Source organism: Snodgrassella alvi wkB2, from assembly GCF_000600005.1.
Classification (GTDB): Bacteria; Pseudomonadota; Gammaproteobacteria; order Burkholderiales; family Neisseriaceae; genus Snodgrassella; species Snodgrassella alvi.
Map to the genome: position 1 here is coordinate 1,100,112 of NZ_CP007446.1, position 23,304 is coordinate 1,123,415.

General features: G+C 40.4%; 17 protein-coding genes and 5 tRNA genes. 14 read left to right on the plus strand and 8 right to left on the minus strand.

Annotated elements, in window-relative coordinates; translation table 11 throughout:
- Window positions 1-187 precede the first annotated feature (187 nt).
- Both SALWKB2_RS05040 and SALWKB2_RS05045 read left to right on the plus strand, forming a co-directional pair.
- On the plus strand, window positions 188-451 hold the full coding sequence (locus SALWKB2_RS05040) for a DUF1289 domain-containing protein (RefSeq protein WP_025330593.1): 264 nt from the start codon (window positions 188-190) through the stop codon (window positions 449-451).
- A 50-nt stretch (window positions 452-501) separates the two neighbouring features.
- Window positions 502-1,377, plus strand: coding sequence for a DMT family transporter (locus SALWKB2_RS05045; protein WP_025330594.1), 876 nt, complete (start codon window positions 502-504; stop codon window positions 1,375-1,377).
- 54 nt (window positions 1,378-1,431) lie between these two features.
- Here SALWKB2_RS05045 and prfA read toward each other — a convergent pair whose 3' ends face one another.
- A complete protein-coding gene (gene prfA, locus SALWKB2_RS05050) occupies window positions 1,432-2,514 on the minus strand; it encodes a peptide chain release factor 1 (RefSeq protein WP_025330595.1) in 1,083 nt (360 codons plus the stop codon).
- Window positions 2,515-2,605: 91 nt separating this feature from the next.
- Window positions 2,606-3,868 carry a glutamyl-tRNA reductase gene (gene hemA / locus SALWKB2_RS05055; RefSeq protein WP_025330596.1) on the minus strand — a complete coding sequence of 421 codons (1,263 nt, stop codon included), beginning with the start codon at window positions 3,866-3,868 and terminating at the stop codon, window positions 2,606-2,608.
- Between the two features lie 190 nt (window positions 3,869-4,058).
- On the opposite strand from hemA, the gene pdxH reads away from it, so the two are divergent.
- On the plus strand, window positions 4,059-4,691 hold the full coding sequence (gene pdxH / locus SALWKB2_RS05060; RefSeq protein ID WP_025330597.1) for a pyridoxamine 5'-phosphate oxidase: 633 nt from the start codon (window positions 4,059-4,061) through the stop codon (window positions 4,689-4,691).
- Window positions 4,692-4,699: 8 nt separating this feature from the next.
- On the opposite strand, the gene SALWKB2_RS05065 is transcribed toward pdxH, so the two are convergent.
- Together SALWKB2_RS05065 and mutM are read right to left on the minus strand one after the other, a co-directional pair.
- Window positions 4,700-5,509, minus strand: a complete 810-nt coding sequence (locus SALWKB2_RS05065) for a lysophospholipid acyltransferase family protein (RefSeq protein ID WP_025330598.1) — start codon at window positions 5,507-5,509, stop codon at window positions 4,700-4,702.
- 17 nt (window positions 5,510-5,526) lie between these two features.
- Window positions 5,527-6,354 carry a bifunctional DNA-formamidopyrimidine glycosylase/DNA-(apurinic or apyrimidinic site) lyase gene (gene mutM / locus SALWKB2_RS05070; RefSeq protein WP_025330599.1) on the minus strand — a complete coding sequence of 276 codons (828 nt, stop codon included), beginning with the start codon at window positions 6,352-6,354 and terminating at the stop codon, window positions 5,527-5,529.
- A gap of 327 nt (window positions 6,355-6,681) precedes the next feature.
- On the opposite strand from mutM, the gene SALWKB2_RS05075 reads away from it, so the two are divergent.
- The 8 genes from SALWKB2_RS05075 to SALWKB2_RS05115 all read left to right on the plus strand — a co-directional run bounded on the left by SALWKB2_RS05075 (window position 6,682) and on the right by SALWKB2_RS05115 (window position 13,659).
- Window positions 6,682-9,525 (plus strand): tetratricopeptide repeat protein, encoded by a 2,844-nt coding sequence (locus SALWKB2_RS05075; RefSeq protein ID WP_025330600.1) that lies wholly within the window; start codon window positions 6,682-6,684, stop codon window positions 9,523-9,525.
- A gap of 183 nt (window positions 9,526-9,708) precedes the next feature.
- Entirely contained in the window at window positions 9,709-10,341 is a 633-nt protein-coding gene (lolB, locus tag SALWKB2_RS05080) for a lipoprotein insertase outer membrane protein LolB (RefSeq protein WP_051506436.1), read from the plus strand.
- Window positions 10,342-10,357: 16 nt separating this feature from the next.
- Complete coding sequence (gene ispE / locus SALWKB2_RS05085; protein WP_025330602.1) at window positions 10,358-11,206, plus strand: 4-(cytidine 5'-diphospho)-2-C-methyl-D-erythritol kinase; 849 nt, start codon at window positions 10,358-10,360, stop codon at window positions 11,204-11,206.
- A gap of 10 nt (window positions 11,207-11,216) precedes the next feature.
- Window positions 11,217-11,292 (plus strand) — tRNA-Gln (locus tag SALWKB2_RS05090).
- Between the two features lie 19 nt (window positions 11,293-11,311).
- Window positions 11,312-11,387 (plus strand) — tRNA-Gln (locus SALWKB2_RS05095).
- Between the two features lie 30 nt (window positions 11,388-11,417).
- Window positions 11,418-11,493 (plus strand) — tRNA-Gln (locus SALWKB2_RS05100).
- 544 nt (window positions 11,494-12,037) lie between these two features.
- Window positions 12,038-13,024, plus strand: coding sequence for a ribose-phosphate pyrophosphokinase (locus SALWKB2_RS05110; protein ID WP_025330604.1), 987 nt, complete (start codon window positions 12,038-12,040; stop codon window positions 13,022-13,024).
- A 62-nt stretch (window positions 13,025-13,086) separates the two neighbouring features.
- A complete protein-coding gene (locus tag SALWKB2_RS05115) occupies window positions 13,087-13,659 on the plus strand; it encodes a 50S ribosomal protein L25/general stress protein Ctc (RefSeq protein WP_025330605.1) in 573 nt (190 codons plus the stop codon).
- A 380-nt stretch (window positions 13,660-14,039) separates the two neighbouring features.
- Here SALWKB2_RS05115 and rnr read toward each other — a convergent pair whose 3' ends face one another.
- A complete protein-coding gene (gene rnr, locus SALWKB2_RS05120) occupies window positions 14,040-16,370 on the minus strand; it encodes a ribonuclease R (RefSeq protein ID WP_025330606.1) in 2,331 nt (776 codons plus the stop codon).
- A gap of 87 nt (window positions 16,371-16,457) precedes the next feature.
- On the opposite strand from rnr, the gene SALWKB2_RS05125 reads away from it, so the two are divergent.
- A tRNA-Leu gene (locus SALWKB2_RS05125) sits at window positions 16,458-16,544 on the plus strand.
- A 580-nt stretch (window positions 16,545-17,124) separates the two neighbouring features.
- Window positions 17,125-17,211 (plus strand) — tRNA-Leu (locus SALWKB2_RS05130).
- A gap of 190 nt (window positions 17,212-17,401) precedes the next feature.
- Here the strand turns inward: SALWKB2_RS05130 and SALWKB2_RS05135 are convergent.
- Complete coding sequence (locus SALWKB2_RS05135) at window positions 17,402-18,703, minus strand: threonine/serine exporter family protein (RefSeq protein WP_025330607.1); 1,302 nt, start codon at window positions 18,701-18,703, stop codon at window positions 17,402-17,404.
- 841 nt (window positions 18,704-19,544) lie between these two features.
- On the opposite strand from SALWKB2_RS05135, the gene SALWKB2_RS05145 reads away from it, so the two are divergent.
- Entirely contained in the window at window positions 19,545-19,976 is a 432-nt protein-coding gene (locus SALWKB2_RS05145) for a hypothetical protein (RefSeq protein ID WP_025330609.1), read from the plus strand.
- 575 nt (window positions 19,977-20,551) lie between these two features.
- Here the strand turns inward: SALWKB2_RS05145 and SALWKB2_RS05150 are convergent.
- Both SALWKB2_RS05150 and ygfZ read right to left on the minus strand, forming a co-directional pair.
- Window positions 20,552-22,150 carry a peptide chain release factor 3 gene (locus SALWKB2_RS05150; RefSeq protein WP_025330610.1) on the minus strand — a complete coding sequence of 533 codons (1,599 nt, stop codon included), beginning with the start codon at window positions 22,148-22,150 and terminating at the stop codon, window positions 20,552-20,554.
- Between the two features lie 177 nt (window positions 22,151-22,327).
- Window positions 22,328-23,200 carry a CAF17-like 4Fe-4S cluster assembly/insertion protein YgfZ gene (gene ygfZ / locus SALWKB2_RS05155; protein ID WP_025330611.1) on the minus strand — a complete coding sequence of 291 codons (873 nt, stop codon included), beginning with the start codon at window positions 23,198-23,200 and terminating at the stop codon, window positions 22,328-22,330.
- Between the last annotated feature and the right edge of the window lie 104 nt (window positions 23,201-23,304).

Genomic DNA, 23,304 nt, shown 5'->3' on the forward strand with positions numbered 1-23,304 from the left:
GAATTATAACATTTACTCTGCTTTTCGTGGAATTTTTAGCAAAATCAGATGTTCTTTCTGTATTAAAGAGGCTGACTTACATCTGTGTATGTGTCATAGTTAACGTTTTTCCGGTGTTATTCCGGCTGGGTTGTTTAAGGCAGTCTGTTGTAATTGTGGTATTGAAGAGGGATGCAAAACCTAGGCAATGGAACAGTTAGAATTTTTTGTTATTCCCAGTCCCTGTAAAGGTATTTGTGAAAGCAATCAAAAGGGATATTGCAAAGGCTGCCTGCGCAGCAGAGACGAGCGTCTTTACTGGTTACGTATGTCTGATACTCAGAAACAGTATGTGCTGCGTTTGTGTGTATTGCGCCGGCGCAAGCTGGAACAAATGCAATCACAACCAGCAGACCAGACAGAACAAAATCTGAGTGAGCAAATATGGCTGCAGGCAGATTTTGATTTTTAGTTTTTAATAGCGGATAAGTCAGTTCGTAAATTTTGATTTTTGGGGGAAAAATGCATTTTCTGATTATTAGTATTCTATGTAGTGTCTCTGTGTCAGTATTACTGAAACTGGCACGCAGAAACGGTGTTAATATTGCTCAGGCTGTAGCGATTAATTACCCGGTAGCTGCTGCCTGCACCTGGTTTTTTTTACGTCCGGATTTTTCTGACTGGCATACTTATAGCAGTCACTGGATTATTTTTCTGGCTTTAGGTGTTGGTCTGCCGCTCGGCTTTATTGTGCTGGGGCGGGCTATCGAACAGGCGGGAATGGTAAAAACAGATGCCGCCCAGCGCCTGTCGCTATTTATGCCTATAGTGGCCGCATTTGTGCTTTTTGGAGAAACTTTAAGCACTAATAAAATTATCGGAATTGCACTGGCACTGATGGCCTTGCTTACCTTGCTGTACCGTGAGAATCCGGCTAAAGGCAAAGGAAAAGGCGATTTTTTAAGTACTGCCGGCTATTTATTCGGTGTATGGCTTTGTTACGGAACTACAGATATTCTGTTTAAACAGATGGCGAAAAGCGGAACAGCTTTTGCACCGACCTTGCTGGTGTCATTTATCCTCGCTGCCATTCTGATTATATGTTATCTGTGTTTACGCAGAACAGTCTGGAATGCGGCCAGTATTCTGGCAGGTCTGATACTGGGTGGTTTAAATTTTGCCAATATTCTGTTTTACATTCGTGCACATCAGTATTTTCAGCAAGATCCTTCGCTGGTGTTTGCCGGTATGAATCTGGGTGTAATAACACTGGCCACTATTATTGGCGCTTTTGTGTTTAAAGAAAAAATCAATGGTTTGAATGCTGCCGGAATTGTGCTGGCAATTGCTGCAATCTGGTTTCTGTTCTATGGCAGCAGGCTTAATTCTTTGTTGTAGCTGATTTATATTGAAAAGCTGTTTTGAAAGTCAGAACAGCTTTTTTTGATGAGCTTAGCCGGCATTACTTAATTGTGCCAGCTGCTGAGCCTGATGCTCGGCAATTAATGCCTGTGTCAGCTCAGATAAATCACCATCCATAATAAAATCCAGTTTATGCAGAGTAAGATTGATGCGATGATCGGTTACTCTGCCTTGGGGATAATTATAAGTTCGAATACGTTCACTGCGGTCGCCGCTGCCAATCAGGCTTTTACGTTCAGCAGCCTCTTTGGCATGAGCAGCATGTTTCTGCTGTTCATACAGTCGGGAGGCAAGTACTCGCATTGCCTGTGCTTTATTGGCATGCTGTGAACGACCATCCTGACATTCCACTACCATACCCGTTGGTAAGTGAGTAATACGTACGGCAGAATCCGTCTTATTAATATGCTGACCCCCCGCACCGGAGGCGCGGAAAGTATCAATGCGTAAATCGTTCGGATTGAGCTGTACTTCAGCAACTTCATCGGCTTCCGGCATAATGGCCACAGTACAGGCTGAGGTATGGATTCTGCCCTGACTTTCTGTAGTTGGTACGCGCTGAACCCGATGGCCGCCAGATTCAAATTTGAGCTGACTGTAAACATTCATGCCTGCAATTCGTGCAATCACTTCTTTATAGCCACCCAGATCGCTTTCACTGGCGGATACAATTTCTACCTGCCAGCCCATACGTTCTGCAAAGCGGGTATACATGCGCAATAAATCGCCGGCAAATAAAGCTGCTTCATCACCACCGGTTCCGGCACGAATTTCTATGAAAATATTCTTATCATCATCTTCGTCTTTCGGTAACAAAAGTTTTTGCAACTCGCCATCCAGCTGAGTAATCTGATTACGGGCAGTATTGATTTCTTCAGCCGCAAATTCTTTTAATTCCGGGTCTGCCAGCATTTCTTCTGCGGCAGCCAGATCAGTTTCTGCCTGTGTATACCGGCGATAGGTTTCTACTACCGGTGTAAGCTCGGCATGTTCACGGGTAAGGCGACGATATTCGTCAATATTATTCGTGGCATCAGGAGAAGCCAGCAAAGCGGTTACTTCTTCCAGACGTTCAGTCAGGTGCTGTAACTTGTCTATCAATGAAGGTTTCATCTGGTATTCCGTATTAAATAAAAGCTATCAGTCCATTGAGACTGTATCAGATATATAGAGTTAAGGATTATGAATAAGTTGGAGGCAGTAGCTAATGCTGCTGATTTTTTCCATGCAGCTGGTAAATCTGACAAATGACCTCGGCCAGCTCAGGATATTGCTGACTGTCTTTATTTAAAGCTCGGGTGGGTGCATGCAAAAGGCTATTAGTTAACTCACGGCTTAAACGCTGCAATACTTCTTCAACAGGCGTACCTTTACGCAGACGGCGCAGAGCTTTAGTGACTGCTTTGCTGCGCTGCTGTTCACCCTGATCGCGCAATTCACAAATTAAAGGAACGCTATTGCGTGTCTGTTGCCATGCAATAAACTCAGCAACTTTGCCTGCAACCATCTTTTCAGCTTCAGCTGCAGCCTGTTGCCGTGCTGCCTGACCATGCTGCACAATATGCACCATATCATCAACACTATACAAGTATGCATCGTTCAGTTCGCCTGCTTCGGCTTCAATGTCACGCGGTACGGCCAGATCAAGCAAAAACATCGGCATGCCGCGCCGCTGCCTGAGTGCGCGTTCTACCAAACCTTTACCAATAACCGGAAAAGGGCTGGCAGTGGAAGAAACAATTACGTCGTATTCAGCCAGAATTTCAGGTAAAGCAGTTAATATGCGTGCATCTGCTTCACAGCTTAATTTCTGACATAATTCCTGAGCACGTTCCAGCGTACGGTTTAGAACAGTCAGGCGCCGCGGACATTCTGCGGCAAAATAGGTGGCTACCAGCTCAATCATTTCACCGGCACCCACCATTAAAACATTCAATGCCGAAATATCAGGAAAAATCTGTGCGGCCATTTTAACTGCTGCCGCTGCCATGGATACAGAGTTTTCGCCGACTGCACTTTCATTGCGAATTTCTTTAGCTGCTGCAAAAGTTTTTTCAAACAGAGCATTCAGCTGCTGATGCAGCGTATGCCGGCTGCGGGCAACGCGTACGGCATCTTTTAATTGTCCGAGAATCTGCGGTTCACCTAAAACCATTGAATCCAGTCCGCAAGCTACCCGAAAGGCATGCTGCACAGCCTGTTTATTATGGAATTGATATAAATAGGGAGCAAATTCAGATAATGGCAATTGATGGTAGTCGGCCAGCCATTGTATGGCTGTGGTTGCATTACCAGTACAGTAAATTTCTGTACGGTTACAGGTAGACAGAATCATCGCTTCTGCTATTTCTTCCTGACTGCCAAGCGCAGTCAGTGCTTCTGCCAGTTCTATGGCAGGGAAAGCCAAACGTTCACGTACAGAAACTGGCGCAGTTTGGTGATTGAGTCCGATAACGGTTAAAGACATACTACCTGAAGTAATTTGCGTTTGCCCGCTACCGCGGGTAGGATAATTGCCAGCCAGACTTTATATTCTATATAAATATAAAGTTATTAAATCGGGCAATTATACGCTATCAGTGCTGAAAAAGCAGTAAATCATGCCTGAGAGTGGTGTAAATAACTTTTTCGCATGCATAAACAAAAAAATGAAGAATCTGGATTTGCACGATATTCGTGAAGATTACAGCCAGCAGTCACTTAGTGAAGCTGATTGCTGTGAAGACCCTTTGGAGCAGTTTCAAAAATGGTTAATGGCAGCCATGCATGCCAAAGTAAATGAGCCTACAGCCATGAATGTTGCTACTGTTGATCAGCACGGACGACCTAATGCCCGCATTGTGCTGTTAAAAGAAGTGACAGCAGAAGGGTTTGTATTTTTTACTAATTATCATAGCCGTAAAGGGCGTTCATTAAGTCTGAATCCGCATGCGGCACTCACATTTTTCTGGCCGGAACTGGAACGTCAGGTACGGGTGGAGGGAAGCGTGCAACAATTACCTGCAGCAGAATCAGATGCCTATTTTCAGTCCCGACCTTACAGCAGCCGTATTGGTGCATGGGCTAGTGAACAAAGCGCCGTAATTAATAGTAAAACCGAGCTGATGGCGCGTGCAGCAAAACTGGGGGCAAAATATTTGTTCAATGTACCCAGACCGCCGCATTGGGGCGGATATCTGGTTAAACCCGAGCTGGTAGAATTCTGGCAGGGAAGACCAAGCCGTTTACATGACCGTATTCAGTATACAAGACAAAATAATCTCTGGATTAAACAGCGCTTATCACCTTAAACATCGGCCTATATTGATTCAGAAGTTGAAGGCGCGGTTGCTGTAGCCGGACTATCCATAAGAACTTTGTTTTGAATAAAATCTTCAGCCTGAGTTTTCAGGCTGAAACGATCATTTGTTTTGTTTTCAGCAATATTCAGCAACGCAGAAAAATCTACTTTTACTATAATTTCCGGCATAGATACTATATTCCACAGACTACGCAATAAACTGGTTTTGCCGGCAAATGCTACTTTAGATGTACGCAATCCCTGAGGGTTGTAATAGCGCATGGCTACTGCCATCACGGGTGTATCTGCATCTATTGCTGCCTGAAACAGGGCTGCTTTAAACGGCAAGGTAGTCATTCCCTCAGATGTATACGCTTCGGGAAAAAACAGGACGTTTTTACCTTCATGCAATGCCAGTACTATGGCTTTGATAACCGGATTAATATCCTGTCTCGACTGACGATTAATATAAACAGTACCCCCGTTTGTAGCCAGTCTGCCGATTACCGGCCATGATTTGACACTTTGTTTAGCAATAAAGCCACCGGGGATATAGGACATTAATACGAAAATATCCAGCCAGCTAATATGATTGGCTACAGTAAGCCAGGGCATACTTGCTGTATCGGGTAATAATTGTTCAGAGTTTACCTTTACGTGCAGAATATCAAGTAAATTGTGCGCAATTGAAATTAATTCCTTATTACGCTCTGTTTCATTCAGGTTCTTAAACCGATTTACCCGTCTGATTGTCTTAACCAGCCATAAAGCCAGTCTGAAAATACGCGAAAAACGGGTAATTAAAGAAGTATGTTCTGATTTTGTCATTGTTTTGTCATTGTTATTTATCGTTTTTTCTGGCATTGAGGACAATAAAAACTGCTTCTTTGTCCCAAAATCATTTTTTCAATCGGATGCCCGCATTGCGGGCAAGGTTCACCGGCTCGTCCGTATGCCTGATGTTGTAGCTGAAAATAACCACTGGTACCAGCACTATTTACAAAATCCCTTAAAGTACTGCCACCTGCTGTAATGGCTTCCTGTAGTATCTGTTTGATTGCATCAGTCAGTGCGCTAATCTGCTGTTTATTCAGCTTCATAGCCGGAATGGCCGGATGGATACCAGTACGGAACAAAGCTTCGTTAGCATAGATATTGCCTACACCGACAACAATCTTATTATCCATAATTGCTGTTTTAATCGCACGTTTCTGGTTTGAAAGTTTTTGTAGCAAATAATCAGTATTAAAATCCTGGCTGAGTGGTTCCGGTCCGAGGTTAACTAATAAAGGATGCTGTTCAATGAGTCCGATAAACCATAAAACAGCTCCGAAACGTCTGGGGTCATGAAATCGTAAGAGCGTACCATTACTAAAAGCAATATCTACATGATCATGTTTTTGTACTGGCGGAGCAGTAAAGTCAGTAAAGACGCGTAAACTGCCTGACATACCCAGATGAATAATTAATGTGCCTGAAGCTAATTCAATCAGCAGGTATTTAGCTCTGCGTCTGACTGATAATACCTTTTCGCCGCCAAGCTGTTCGCCTAGATTATCTATTATCGGCCAGCGTAAACGCGGCTGACGCACTTCTACCTGTGAAATAGTTTGATTTTCAATAAAAGGAGCGATTCCGCGCAGCGTTGTTTCTACTTCCGGTAACTCGGGCATAATTTATTTATATTATTCAGAATAAAATCGTTACAATAGCATCATGAAAACAAAATTTAAAGCACATACTGTGTCAGTTTTAATCAGATAAAATTGCCATAAGTCATACGCAGCTAAAATTGTCTGTGTTAAAGTAGCAAATTATTTTAGCCTAATAGTTTATTCTTTAAACAGCTGCAAATTTTATCGTGCCGGTTAAAGTATTTAATAACTGAACACATATTGCATGATAAACCGCGATTAGAAAAAAATTGCCTGCACAAGTACAGAGTTGTTATTTATGATTCAGTGTCTACGTAAACTGATTTGCATATATGGAGAAGTTTAATGCCTCGTTGGATTCATCGTATTACCCCGATTGTTTTAAGTTTAATGGTTGTACATATGGCCAATGCCAACAGTGTGTCAGAGCAGCATAAACCAGTACCATTGATTCAAACTAAAATTGAGCGGATAAATAATCAGGTTACAGCACCGGATGATGCAGATTCGCTGCAACGGCGTCTGGCTATTGCTGGCCGTGCCAATGATATTTTTACTTTATTTGCCACAGAACTTATTTATTCTCAGGGTAAAACGGATCAGGCTCTGGCCGCAGATATGCGAATGCTTGAGCATACACAGGAACCAGATGTGGCTGAACGGGCGATGGAAATGGCTCTTGGCGCAAATAAAATCATCGAAGCGCAAACCATTGCTAATCGCTGGCAGGAAATTGAGCCGACAGAGACACCAGCCAGACAGCGCCTGATGTGGGAGCTGGCTATCGCCAAAAATGATGTGCCGCAAGTATTGAAAAATGCAGATGCAGTTTTATCTCATGCCAATGATTATCAGCTGCGCCGGTTGTTTTTAAAAATGGCACAATTCCGGTTAAATAATCTGGATGCCACTGATGAGTTAAATGCACCGATTCACAAAACAGCAGTTTTACATCCTGAAATGGCAGAAGCCCTAATTGCCGATGCTATTTATGGTGCAACCGGTGCGCATAAAGAGCAAACCATCAAAGCGTTACAATTACTGGTTCATCTGGATACCGATATTTTTCCAGCCAGCCAGCTGACACTGAACCTGATTAATCTTAAGCAGCCACAATATCTGCTGGATTTTTACCAGCTAACCGGTGTGGATACCATGCCAGCTAAATGGCAAAGTCTTTATATAGAATTGCTGATTAAGAATAATCAATTACAACAGGCATATCAAACTTTGCAGCCATTACTTGAGAAAAGTAAAAGCGCGGATCTGTATTTGCAGGCAGTTTATCTGGCTGTCAGTCAAAAAGCTGCTACAGCTACCATTGCCGGCTATGCAGAGAAAATTGTAGAACTGGGGAATTCCAATCAGCGAAGTAAAGCGGCCATGATGGTGGCTATGCGCTATTATGATGAACATAATCTGCCGGCTTCCCGTTCGTGGGCGACTAAAGTCAATGATCCGCAGTTTCTCTTCGATCAGGCACTTATGATGTGCTCAATTGAAGCAGAACAAAAACACTGGAAAGCAGCTCAGCAATGGTTAAATAAAGCTCAGACAGATAAAACACCGGCAGGTACTTTTTTCAGCGGATCGGATTTGCTTCGTTTACAAACATTTGTAAATAGTTCTTCACTCACTGACCAGAAATATGAACAATATCTGAATAGAGTGATTAATGAAGCAGAACATAGTGATGCCAGAACACAGGTAGAAAATGTTCCGCCGTTATTACTCCTTCGTGGGCTGTTATATGCAGATAAATTTGATGAGCCGGCAAAAGCAGTAGCAGATCTGCGCCGGTTTGTGAAAATGCGGCCTAATCAGATAGAGGGGCTTAATGCACTGGGTTACACCTTGTTAAGTCTGTCAAAAGATCACTGGCAGGAAGCACAGCAATTGCTGGAGAAAGCCTATGCTCAGAATAACCAGTCTCCGGCAATTAATGACAGCCTGGGCTGGGCTTATTTTCTTAATGGTAATGTAGAAAAAGCGCTGCCTTTACTAGAATATGCATATCAGAAGCTGCCGGAAAGTGAAGTAGCTGCTCATCTGGGGGAAGTTTATTGGCAGCAAGGGCGTGAGGACGAAGCTCGTCAAATATGGGCTCAGGGCTGGCTTAATAAAGCCAGTGATCATAAAATTCTGAATCAAATACTAAGTAAACACCAAATCAGACCGAATAGTCTGCCCTTAGCCACAGCAAAGAAGGTAGAAACTCAGGCTGATGCAGATATCTATTTACAACAGGCAGGAATTTTATTTAGCAACAGAACCAATGAACCGGCTTTGATTGAAAATATTAATAAAGTCATTCAGACCGGTAACAGACTTCAACAAAGTCAGGCAGCGCTTCTCGCTGCAACATATTACTTTTCTAATCGGGATATGACCTCTGCACGTAAGTGGCTGGATAAAGTAACTGATAGTGAGTTGATCGGAGATAAAGCCTATCTGATGGGGATGATTGAAGTAACCCAAAATAATATACCGGCTGCAAAGCAATGGTTAGCTCGGATAGATCAGAATAAAGAATCACCCGTTTCTGATAATATGCATACCATTGCACTGTCAGTTTATATTGATAGTAAAACCCTCGATCCGAAAGTTTATGTACAAAAGCTGACACAGATGCTAAAGGATGCAGACAAAAAAGCTGCTGCATCTAAGGATAATAATACAGACTTAAAAGCATTCCTGCTGTATTCACGAGCAACAGCTTATAGTGAAAAACTGGATCAGCCGAAAAAGGCAATAAAAGATATTCGTGCTTTTATTGAATTAAAACCTGATGATGCGGAGGGCTATAATGGGCTGGGCTATACTATGCTAAGTATGCCAAAACGCTATTGGGCAGAGGCTTTATCGATTTTGCAGCATGCAAGTCAGCTGGATAATGAGTCCTGGGCAATTCAGGATAGTCTGGGGTGGGCATATTATCTGAATAACCAGCCTGAAAAAGCGTTACCGCTTTTACGTTCAGCCTATCAGGTTCAGCAGGAAAGTGCCATTGCAGCGCATCTGGGAGAAGTCTTGTGGCAGCAAGGAGAACAGGAACAGGCGCGACAAATCTGGGCACAGGGATTAGCTAATAAAGACTCTGACCAGAAAGAGTTACAACAAATTTTGAAAAAATTTAATGTAAATCCGTCTAGTTTGACTACTGCTCCGAAATCACAAAACAATAAATAGCCGGATACCAATTACCGACTTTACTAACTGAATTATTGAGATTTACCGAAAAAGCTGCCGTATGCATCAAGTGTTAACGGCAGCTATTTGTTTAATTCTAAAACACAAAATTAACTTTACACAGCTCATACAACTAATTCTGATAATATTACAATAATAGACATTATAGATACCGGAACAAGAATGATATATTCATATTTGCGTAAAAAAAATCTTTATCTGGCAGCAGCTATTACCAGCCTGGCTTTAAGTGCCTGTAGCAGCCTCATACCGGACAGAATAACATTAGCATCAGACTGGCAGGCCGGTAACGAAAATGATGTTTCCGGTTTTGACAGTTCCGGACGTCTGGCCATCAAAGATCAGGGTAAAGGAAGCTATGCAAATTTTAGCTGGCAGAATACCGGTAGCGTACAAACGATTGAAGTTAAAACACCATTGGGTAATAGTGTAGGGGTTTTATGTACTGACAGCTCAGGCGTAATTGCAGAAGACAGTAAAGGGCAGGTAATTACTGCAGCCAGTATTGAGGAGTTAAGCCAGCGTATGCTTGGTTTTGTGCTTCCGTTTGATCACTTGAATCAATGGGTGCAGGGATACTGGATTGCAGATGAACCTTATCAGTTATTGCCCAACGGCAAACTTAAACAGTCTGGCTGGATTATCCAGCGTCAGCAACAAAACGGAAGTCATAATCCGCGTATTGTACTGTTAAATAATGCACGCTTCGACATCAGACTGGTGTTTGATGAATATACAGATACTGATGATAGTGCAAAATCAGCACAATGCGAATTGCGTCAAAGATTATCCTGATTAATTATTTAAAAATATGAATAAATCTCCAGCAGCTGATGCACGGCATTTTCTGGCGCCGGCCAAGCTGAATCTTGATTTGAGAATCGTCGGACGGCGCGCCGACGGCTACCATTTACTTGAAAGCATTTTTACTCTGATTGAGCTGTATGATCATATCTGGTTCAGCCTAAATCAGACAGGCTGCATAAAGTTACATACGCCAACTGACGGCATTACTGAAGAACAGGATTTGTGTGTGCGTGCAGCCCGGTTATTATCCGACCATACCGGTACTAAACACGGAGTGGATATCTGGCTGGAAAAACAGATTCCTGTTGGTGGCGGACTGGGGGGTGGCAGTGCGGATGCGGCAGTCGTATTAATGGTGCTTAACCGATTGTGGCAGCTTAATCTGAGTAAGACAGAACTATTACAGCTTGGCGTGCGCTTAGGTGCAGATGTGCCGTTTTTTATTTTTGGACAAAGTGCATTTGCTCGCGGTATTGGTGAGCAATTAAGCCCGATATCTTTGCCAAAACAATGGTATGTGATTATCAAGCCTCCGGTGCATGTCAGTACACCGAAAATATTTGCACATAAAGACTTGACACGTGATTCCAAGCCACGGATAATGCCAGACTTCCAAGCAGGACAGCACTGGCGCAATGATATGCAGAGCGTTGTTTTAGCTGAGTATCCAGCAGTAAAAGCGGCATTTGATGTTTTGGCTGAATACGGTTCACCAATGATGAGTGGTTCTGGTGCATGTGTATTTTTGTCATTTAATTCTGAAAGTGCAGCGCAAGCTGTTTACAATAAAGTTTCTTGCGCGCATCAGGCATATTGTGTTGCTTCCCTGACGAGGCATCCGTTTTATCAATGATGTGTGTAGTTGGGGAGTCGTCAAGTGGTTAAGACACTGGGTTTTGATCCCAGTATGCGTAGGTTCGAATCCTACCTCCCCAGCCAGTTGCTTGATAAAAAGCATTGGGGAGTCGTCAAGTGGTTAAGACACTGGGTTTTGATCCCAGTATGCGTAGGTTCGAATCCTACCTCCCCAGCCACATTTCGAGCAAATAAGCAGTAAACCCTATTGGGGAGTCGTCAAGTGGTTAAGACCCCGGATTCTGATTCCGGTATGCGTAGGTTCGAATCCTACCTCCCCAGCCAATTCAGATAAGCGTGTAAGTTTACTTACACGCTTATTTAATGTGTAAATGACAAATTGTTATTTTATAGCACGTGCAGATTGCCATAAGTGATATAATTTGCCATTAATCCCGTACGGAAAACTTCCAATCGGGAAACAAGCAAGTTTGTATAACTGTTTTCACTTTTTGTGATAATTAGCATGTTTAAGCCTGAAAAATGCAATACAGTTTCAATCCTAGTAATAGAATAGTGTTACTATTTTGTTGTGTTGCTATCAGGTATCGGCAAAATTGATTGATTAAATCTGTTTTAACCATGATACTTGCAGCTATCAGTATATACAGAATATTTTTCAAAGAGGTGGTCATTGCTTTTGAATTTAAAAGTAACGTAAACGGGTTAACAGCGAAATGAGCAACGAAATTCATAACGTTGAAAGCCATTACTTGTTTAAATGACAGATACACTACAACCCAAGTGGTGATATGAAAGCTTTGGATTAATGTTTAATCTACCTCACACAAATCAAACCAAACCAAAACAGGACTCAGGTACAACAGAAATGGCAGCATACGACAGTTTGATGGTTTTTACCGGCAATGCGAATCCGGAGCTGGCAAATAACGTAGCCAGACACTTGGATATTTCTCTGGGACGTGCTTCAGTTGGAAAATTTTCTGATGGCGAAATTGCAATTGAATTACTTGAAAATGTACGTGGTCGTGATGTATTTATCGTACAGCCTACCTGTGCACCGACTAACGATAACTTAATGGAAATCCTGACAATGGCTGATGCACTCAAGCGTGCTTCAGCCGGACGGATTACTGCAGCCATTCCTTATTTCGGCTATGCACGCCAGGATCGCCGTCCGCGTTCAGTACGTGTGCCGATTTCTGCCAAACTGGTAGCCAATATGCTGTATTCTGCTGGTATCGACCGCGTACTTACAGTTGACTTGCATGCTGACCAGATTCAGGGCTTTTTTGATATTCCGGTAGACAATATTTATGCTACCCCCATTCTGGTGCATGATATTGAAAAGCAGCGCATTGATAATCTGACAGTTGTCAGCCCTGATATCGGTGGTGTAGTGCGCGCCCGTGCCGTAGCAAAAACACTGGGCACTGATCTGGCCATTATTGATAAACGCCGGCCAAAAGCCAATGTGGCAGAAGTAATGAATGTAATCGGTGAAATTCAGAATCGTACCTGCCTGATTATTGATGATATGATTGATACAGCAAATACCTTATGTAAAGCTGCATCAGCATTAAAAGAACGCGGTGCAGAACGCGTGCTGGCTTATGCTACTCATCCGGTATTTTCCGGAGCGGCGATTGAGCGTATTGCTTCATCAGAAATCGATCAGGTTGTAGTCACTGATACTATTCCTTTATCTGAAGCTGCACAGAAATGTGATCGGATTCGTCAGGTAAGTATTTCAGGCCTGCTTGCAGAAACTGTACGTCGTATCAGTAACGAAGAATCTGTGTCATATCTTTTCAATGAAGATGTGGCCATACCGGGAGCAATGTTTCTCCCTTAATACCCCCAAGCCGTCTTAAGCTGGTCGCGGCCGATGACGGCATTATTAACTTTGGAGTAGTTATGTCTTACGAAATTAAAGCAGAAATCCGTGAAGCTCAGGGCACTGGTGCGAGCCGCCGCCTGCGTCGCGAAGGTAAAGTACCGGCTGTATTGTACGGCGAAGGTACCGAACCAGTAGCCATTACAGTAGATCATCGTACTTTATGGTACGCACTGGAAAAAGAATCTTTCCATACTGCTATCATCAAACTGGATGTTAATGGCAAAACCTACGACGTTATTGTACGTGATTTCCAGATGCATCCGTTTAAACAACAAGTACAGCACATTGATTTCCAGGCCGTTGATGCAAATAAAGCTATCAATATTCGTGTTCCGCTACACTTGCTGAATGCTGCTATTTCTCCGGCAGAAAAATTGCAAAGTGGTCGTGTGTCTCTGCTGGCTACCAGCGTAGAAGTAAATGCTTTACCGAAAAACATTCCAGCTGTATTGGAACTGGATGTTTCTACCATCAGTGCCGGTGAAATTCGTCACCTGACCGATTTAGTGTTCCCAGAAGGTGTGACCAGCGTTGCATTAAATCGCAATGAAAATCTGGCTATTGCTTCTGCTACTGGTAAAAACAAATAAGCAGTAAAAAATACCTACATCTGATTAGTATTTTACCTAAAAGTAAAATGCCATTGAAAACTGAAGTCTGTAGTAACAGACTTCAGTTTTTTTAAAGTAATGTGAGTAATAATTTCTAAATTTAAATAATTACAATTTAGCACATATAGCAAAACGTAAAGTTAAATTTGAAAAATCAGAAATAAACGGTCTGCACAAGAAAAATATATAAAAATATTTTATTTCATTCAAATTACGTTTTATAAAATAAGTAACGCATACTAATTATTTTATAAATATATTAATAACATAAAAAAGTCAAAAATATAAAAAAGCTTTTATCTGATTCAACACAGATAAAAGCCTTTTTAGAAATTAATTTAATCAATTATAACGCAGCATCAGGACTTTTTACGGCCTGGTTTTTTGCGTGAACCATTACTATATGACTTCTGAATGGCAGCAGTTTTTGTTTTGTTTGACTTAGTTTTCCCGGGTGCTTTGCGCGGCTGTTTAACAGTGGCTTTAAGCTGTTTCTGAATATTTTGCGCATTATTTGTCCGGCGACGCTTACCACTATTCGTGCTAATCAGCACCAAATCAATCCGGCTCGTATCCAAATCCGCGCGAGCTACTTTGACTACAACTTTATCACCCAGCTTAAAGCGGATACCACTACGCTCTCCGACAATGGCCAGCATTTCAGGATGATAATTAAAATAATCTTCACCCAGATCGCTGATATGAACCATGCCGTCAATATAAACATTATCTAAAGTAACAAACAAACCAAAATTTGCCATACCGGAAATCGTACCGGAAAAAACCTCACCGATTTTGTCCTGCATATAGTAAGTTTTAAGCCAGTTTTGCACATCACGGCTGGCATTGTCAGCTCTGCGTTCTGCCAGTGAACAATGCACACCCAGTTCAGACCACGACTTTGGCTGATATTGTTTATGCTGTAAAATGGCCTTAATGGCTCTGTGAACAGTCAGATCAGGATAACGCCTGATTGGTGAAGTGAAATGTGTATATGCCGGATAGGCCAGACCAAAATGGCCAATATTTTGTGGTTCATAAACCGCCTGCTGCATTGAGCGTAACAGCATAATACTGATTACATTCCGATCAGGCCGTTCTTTGATTTTTTCGCTTAGTTCCGCATAATCTTTTGGAGTAGGGTTACTACCGCCATTTAGATGTAAACCAAGCAGCGATAATTGCTCACGCAAAGTATTCAGACGCTCACTGGTCGGACCGGCATGATTACGGTATAGAGCAGGATGTTTATGATGTTTGAGAAATTCTGCAGCACAGACATTCGCAGCCAGCATACATTCCTCAATCAGACGATGAGCTTCATTACGCTCAACCGGTATAATACGTTCAATTTTACCCTGCTGATTGAACAGCATCTGTGTTTCTACACTATCAAATTCCACAGCACCACGTTGCAGGCGTTTTTTCAGTAAAATCTGATATAGCCGGTATAAACTCAGTACATGTGTTTTCATCGGGTCATCAAACTGGTCATTACTAATCCAGTCCCATGCCTGTGTATAGGTAAGCCGTGCATGTGAGCGCATTACCGCCGGATAAAATTCATAACTTTTAATATTGCCTGCATAAGTAATCACCATATCGCATACCATGCACAGGCGATCTACATTCGGATTAAGGGAACAGATGCCATTAGATAAATTCTCCGGTAGCATCGGAATAACCCGCCGTGGAAAATAAACACTCGTAGCACGTTCCTGTGCATCCTGATTAATAGCATCATCAGGATGGACATAATGGCTAACATCAGCGATAGCAACGACCAGGCGGTAATTACGACCAATTTTTTCTGCATATACCGCATCATCAAAATCGCGTGCTGTTTCGCCATCAATAGTAATAAGCGGCAGATCACGCAGATCTTTTCGGTTTTTTCGCTCATCAGCTTTAACATGATCAGGTATTTTAGTGGCCTGAGCCATACAGGCCTGACTAAACTGATAGGGTAAATGATGTTTGCGTACTGCAATTTCAATTTCCATACCACTGTCAGCATAATCACCAAGAATTTCTGTAACACGTGCCACAGCTGCCTGAGTTGCATTCGGATAGGACTCAATTTTTGCTACCAGAACCTGACCGGCTTTAGCTTTACCCAAAGAGTCAGGCTGTAGCACAATACTTGCTCCCAGACGTTTATCTTCAGGCACCAGCATAGCTATGCCATGTTCAATTGTGAGTCGTCCTACCACATCTTTATTAGCTCGTTCAATGACATCCAGCACCTGACCTTCACGCCGCCCGCGACGGTCAGAACCAGCCGGTCTTACAGTGACAATATCTCCGTTCATTAATCCGCACATCTGGCGAGCGTAAAGAACAAAATCACTACCGTCAGCAGGGTTTAACGGTACAGCAAAACCAAAGTCGTCTTTGTGTACTTCAATCCGGCATTTAACCAGTGCCAGTTTATTAGCTACACAAACAGCACCGCGGCGATTAATTAGAATCTGTCCGTCTCGTGCCATAGCATTTAAACGGCGCTCAAAAAAAACTATTTCTTCATTAGTAATATTAAGTTTCTGTGATAATTCAGTCATTTTGACCGGAATACCGACTTTATCCAAAACAGCAATAATCCATTCCCGGCTGGGTAAAGGATTGGAATAACGTTGTAATTCACGTTTTAAATATGGATCTTGATGGCGTAAATCTGATTTTTTTTTCATAGAGTATTGACAATCTCTTTAGAGAATATATAATGCACTTCCTCAGTTAAAGACATACTTTAACTGAAAGTTGCAATATATGCAAAAGCCCAGGTGGCGGAATTGGTAGACGCGCATGGTTCAGGTCCATGTGCCAGCAATGGTGTGGAAGTTCGAGTCTTCTCCTGGGCACCAAGTTATTTTCTTTATCTAGTAATAGATTTCAATCTTCAAAATTTCTTTCCAAAAGCAATTCAAATAGTTTCCACTGTAGACCTTCACAAAAGCTTATAAACTTTATAATTTTTGAATATCTGTATCTTAAAGATATACTTTAACATCGGTACAGTTGTTTAAAATTAATGAAAATTATTATAACGGACTAATATAGCGAGGGCTAAAGCTATAACGAAGTATACAAATATAAATAATTACATTAATTCCAACTTAAGAGAAGAGGAGGGTTCCTCGAACATGCTGATTTGAATAAACGTATTCATAATCGATTTTAGTTATTAGAGTGTAAAAAATAAATACCTTTAAATCTCATACTTAATTAAGAAACCTAAATAAGCTAAATTTGCTAAGAAATAAACTTGAATAAAAGCAATTTAGTAAAAAAGTGATTACACAGTTAAGTCCAATTTTCTTTGCTGGAAAATACTTTTCTTTGATAATCAATAGATATAGTCTGATGTACTAGTAATACTGTTGACAATCTTAGCCAAAAATATATAATGCACAACTTCACAAGCACAACGGTGTTGGTGAATAAGCCCAGGTGGCGGAATTGGTAGACGCGCATGGTTCAGGTCCATGTGCCAGCAATGGTGTGGAAGTTCGAGTCTTCTCCTGGGCACCAGAATTCCAAAAAAAGATATCTAATATTTAGATATCTTTTTTTATTTTGTAAAACTTAAATTAATAATAATCATATTTTAGAGATTTGCAGATTAGCATAAAATTTGCATACTCAATCTACATTTGAATTATTAATTCAAATATCAATTTATTTTGTATCAAATATATAAATAATTTTCAAAATAAAAAAGCTATTTATGTTCCGTAGCCGGAAGCTGATTAAATGCCCATTCTTTATCCGTGCATACCCGTGCGAGTACTAAGCCTAATGGTAAAGCCAAGACAATAAGCATTGCCTGTGCTCCCCAGTTAATAGCATTGATAATATCGTTTTGCTGTAAAAAATACATAGCGCGAAACATATAAATGCCCGGTACCATAATACATACTGCCGGTACCGATAAAGCAATACGCGGACATTTACTATGGCGGCTAAAATAAAATGCACTGATCCCGACAATAAAAGCTGCTATTAAAGAAGCTGCCTGAATAGGTATATTAGTCAGGTCTATCATTTCCAGCCGTAAAGTATTGGCATACATGCCGATAAAAGCAGTCATTAAAGCAGTTTTTACCGGGCTGTTAAAAAGCAGGGAAAAACCAAGTACACCAAAAAAGCTGGCAATCAGACGAAAAAAAGCTGTCCATACCGGGTAGAGGTTAGGTGAGAGCATAGCTTCCGGTGCCATATGGATTCCGGCTGCAACTACCCATGCGGCAAAAGTGGCGCAAAAAATTACAGTTATGGCATAACCTACACGCTGAATACCAGATGAAAAATCCAGTTTGGCTAAATCCAGCACTCCGGTTATCAAAGGAAAGCCAGGTATCAGAAACAGCATAGAAGCTATATAGCCGGCTGTGTGCTGAATATTTACTTTTAGCAAAAGATGACTACCGCCAATAATCAGAAAATACACACTAGAAGCTACAGCTGCGGCCAGCATGGTGACAACAAACTGATTCAGATGTTTATGTAATAGGGTTTTTCTTAGCGCCTGGCCAAAACCAGAGGCAAAAAATACACCCAGCATTTCAATCAAACCACCACCGATTAAAAAAGTAAAAGATGAACACGCAACCGCAGCAAACAAAGCTGACTGCCGTAAACTGTATAGGGCTGGTTGATTTTCAATTTCTGACAAAGATTTATCAAGAAAGCGAATCAGCTCGCTTTCACTCATTTGCTGATAACGGGCCTGTGTTTCTATCAGCAGAGTTTCAAGCAATTGGATATTATTAGTATTAATTCCAACTCCTTGAATCGTGGTAACCTCAGTTTTAAATTGTTTCCCATTACGGCAGGTAGAGTTGATTTCAGTAAGCGTAATATGTGCCTGATTTTCCACGCCGAGCATATAAGCGACATGACGCATTGACTGCTTAATGCGATAACTCCCGGTACCTGCTGCCAGACAAATTTTACCAACGCGTAAAACCAGATCCGATTTGATATTTAACTGAAGCTCATCAGAAGAAAGAGGCAAAGACATAATACTTTTTTATAAAAATAGTAGGCAAGTATTATAACGCTTGTAAATAGATGTTGCTTAATAAGAAATATTATTTAATTCACTTCCCAGCTACTGTAGCAAATGAATATATTCGGCTTCTCAGATTTAATTATCTTCTAAAAAATAATTATTAAAATATATCTCTTAGTCAATTAGTTCTAAGATAATCAACCCCATGATATACGTTATATATTATTAATTGAGCTTTTCAGGTTTAATTTCTAGGTATTTTGTAAATAAACAGTTGAATGCTGCTTAAATTAATCAAAGATGTACAGCATCAAGTAAAGAAAATAATAGGTAATATAGCATATAAATATGCTATTTACATAAATATTGAATTTATGATAATAAAAAATTGTGTGTTTTATAATAATTCTCAGGTAATTTATATGATGATATGGTTATGCAAATCAGGAAAAGGAAGACATGTAAATATGATGAAATTATGATCGTATAAAAATTTAACAGAGCTATTAAAAAGAAAAGATGAAAAAGTTAATTTTTTGAAAAGGGATCAAAATAATGAAGAAAATTTTATTATTTATATTAACATTTATAAGTAACAATGCTTTTAGTAAAATCAGTTTAATTGATGAGATGCTTAATAATCTAGATAATAAAATACAAGCTAATTATATTATTATAAATCAATTATCTGAAATTATTTTAAAAAAGAGATATTGATATTTATCAGCAGGAATGGGAAAAAGAAGTTAATAAAAAATGTAATTGGGTCTATTCTAATATTGATATTTATTTATTTGGTCAGGAAGATAAATTTAGTTATCCATTATGTTTACTGAATGAACAAAATGCTATGATTAATGAATTAATTTTACTAATGAATCATAATAAAATTTTAGTGAATAATGAAATACAACAATATTTTACTAATATTCCAGAACAAAAACAGTACAATATTTATTTTAATTTATTAACGGAAAAATATGCTTTAAAGTTTTGTAGTTCACTTTATCCTTCAACTGGTATTAAAGAATGTATAAACCGATTTCTGTTGACTCAATATATTCCCGAAGAATATGAATTTAAACTTACAGTGGATAAGGGTTATTTGTATGATTCCCCCAATTTATCTGATAAAACAAGAATATATTTGGTTAGAGGAGATCAGATAAAATTATTAAGTTATAAAAATAATTTTTATAAAATCGAATATACATCAAAAGAAAATAAGATAATAAAAAAATGGCTCCAGTGCACTGTTATTAATGCTTGTATTTCAGATTAATAATACAAAAAATTTTAATTATTAATTTATAGCCGACTTGATATTAAGTAACTTAAATCAAAGAGAACATAACCTCTATGTTTAATTGAGATTTGATAAGAGAATTAATAAAATTGAATAAAGTAAAATTCAAGAAAAAACTATGTAGAAAAATATTAAGCAAAACAAAATCAGCAATTTATAATCAAAAAATCATAAAAAACACTTCTGCAAATAAAAATTTTTGGAATCAAATGGGTGTTAGCAGATAAAAAAGCCAATTTTATTATTAGATTATAGTGGGTAAGTAGGTAATTTAATTAAGTTAGCAGCGATTTTACAATATTTACAGCATGGGTGAATGTATATGCTTTGTTCGCCGCACAATAAAACAATCCTATACTTACTGCTACTTTTAAGTAATTTAGAGTTACAAAGTTATATACTGGGGGGATATGATATTTCTCTTAATAAAATTCGCAGATATTTTATGTATTCAGAGTAGAAATAAATTGATTTAAATTAATATAAAATGTTTCTAAAAAGTAAGCAGCTTTTCCTCTAAGGAATAAGCTGCTTCTGTTTATGCAGAAAATCTATTGATTAATCTGTGCTGTTAATTCGCGGGTTTCATGAAAACGAATATCCGGCCAGCGTTCTTCTGTCAGAGACAGGTTTACACGGTTGGGAGCCAGATAGGTTAGGTTACCACCTGCATCTGTAGCAAGATTAAGTATGTTGGCTTTTTCAAATTCAGCCAGTTTTTTCCGGTCAGAGCAGGATACCCAGCGTGCTGACCAGATGCTGACAGATTCAAATACGGCATCAACGCCATATTCGTTGGCGAGACGGGCAGTAACCACTTCAAACTGCAATACACCTACAGCACCGAGTATTAGATCGCCGCCATTGTGGGGTCTGAATACCTGTACTGCACCTTCTTCACCAAGTTGTTGTAATCCTTTTTGCAGCTGTTTCATTTTCAGCGGATTTTTAATTCTCACAGCACGAAACAGTTCCGGTGCAAAAAACGGGATGCCGGTAAAGGTGAGGCGTTCTCCTTCGGTGAAGCTGTCGCCAATCTGGATGTTACCGTGATTAGGGATACCGATAATATCACCAGCAAAAGCCTCTTCAACCAGTTCACGGGTATGTGACATGAAAGTGACAACACTGGATGCAGCAATGTCTCGGTTAAGACGCAGGTGTTTGATTTTCATGCCCCGGGTAAATTCACCGGAACACACGCGTAAAAAAGCAATACGGTCGCGATGCTTGGCATCCATATTGGCCTGTATTTTGAATACAAAACCGGAAAATTTGTTTTCAGTTGGTTCGACCACCCGCTCTAGTGTTTCTCTGAGCTGCGGAGCCGGTGCCCAGTCAATCAATGCATTGAGGATTTCCTGAATACCGAAATTGTTGATAGCTGAACCAAAGAAGACAGGTGTCAGCTCGCCACGCAAAAATGCGTCTAAATCAAATTCATTTGAAGCAGCCTGCACGAGCTCAATTTCTTCGCGCAGTTGCTGAATTTCAATCGGAAAGAGCTCATCCAGTCGGGAATTATTGATACCTTTGATTACATCAAATTCATGTGGCAGCTTCTCGCCACCGGCTTCAAAGAGGTAAATCTCATCATTCAGGATGTGATAGACACCTTTGAAATTTTTTCCCATACCAATCGGCCAGGTAATCGGAGCGCAGCGGATGTGCAGTATGTTTTCAACTTCATCGAGCAGTTCAAGTGAGTCGCGAACTTCGCGGTCATATTTGTTCATGAAGGTAACAATCGGTGTGTCACGCAGGCGACAAACATTTAAAAGTTTGATTGTTTGTGCTTCTACGCCTTTGGCAGCATCGATAACCATCAAGGCACTGTCAACGGCAGTGAGTACGCGATAAGTATCTTCAGAAAAATCTTCGTGGCCGGGTGTATCAAGCAGGTTAACAACATGTTGACGATAATCAAACTGCATCACAGATGAAGCTACGGAAATACCACGCTGTTTTTCGATTTCCATCCAGTCTGATGTGGCAAATTTACCGGATTTTTTTCCTTTTACTGTACCTGCAGAGAGGATAGCTCCTGAAAACAGTAGCAGTTTTTCTGTTAGGGTGGTTTTACCGGCATCCGGATGGGAAATAATCGCAAATGTGCGGCGTCGTGCCGCTTCCTGGGCAATCTGACTCATGATTTTTATATTCTGAAAACAATAAAAACAAGACGGCTGTGGCCGTCTTGTAAAGAGATACATATTGTAGCACAGGTTGATATGAAATCTGTTAATTGGATATTTTAGTGCTGTTAATCATGACTTTTTATAAATATAAATTTTGTTTATCGGCTGTTTACCTGTGATTTAAACCGGTTAGTCATTAGCTGTAGAAAAAAAGCATTTTTTCATATTTAAAACTTGGTTGTTACATTGTAGCTGCGCCTGGGCAGCATTGTGTTTAATAACTGCCAGTACCAATGAAACTGAGTCTTTTTGTACCTGATTGATAATCAGCCCCGCTTCTTCATTGTTGCTATCATATATGCTGTCTCCGTCGGAAAGCGAGGTAGTACTTTCAATAAGTACCAAGCCGCGTTTTACCTGACCGCGGTACTGGGCCCGAGCGATAATTTCCTGTCCGGGATAACATCCTTTTTTAAAATGCACGGCACCGATAAGCTGCTGATTGAGCATTTGTGCCACACATGTTTCTGTGGTAGCTGCACTAATCCATGGATTGCCGCATGTGATTTCATGAGTTTTCCATGCTAGGGCATTTTCTGTATTCAGTGGTGGTAGTTGATCGATTTTGCCGATACTGACCAAAGAGTGATCTGGCAGTTGTATATGCCAGATCTGATTTGTCATCGTTGCTGATAAAACGTATTGAGGTTGTTCTGGTGTATTTGATACAGGAATATCATTTGGTAAACAAACTGCTACACCCCATTCAGGTAAGGTTTCCAATTTTACTTTGCTGCGCAAAATGTACATTTGCAATTTTTTCTGTAGTGTTTCACACAGATCGGCTGCAGAAATCAGAATAATATCGTCTCCTCTGTTAAGTAGAAGCATATTGGCGATGACACGGCCTTTAGCTGTGTTGTAAGTTGCCAGACATGCCTGTCCTTCTGCAAGATGATTAATGTCATTTGAAAGTTGATTATGCAAAAATGTGGTGCGATCTTCGCCGCTAACTCGAATAAGGCCGAAAAAGGGCATCAGGGTAGATGCTGTGTGTGTCATGTATAAATCCTAATTAATCGTTTTGCTTATTATAAGGTTGGAATTTTTAATATACAAAATAAAAGCTCCGTCCAGAGAAGGTACGGAGCTTTGATAAGGGGCTA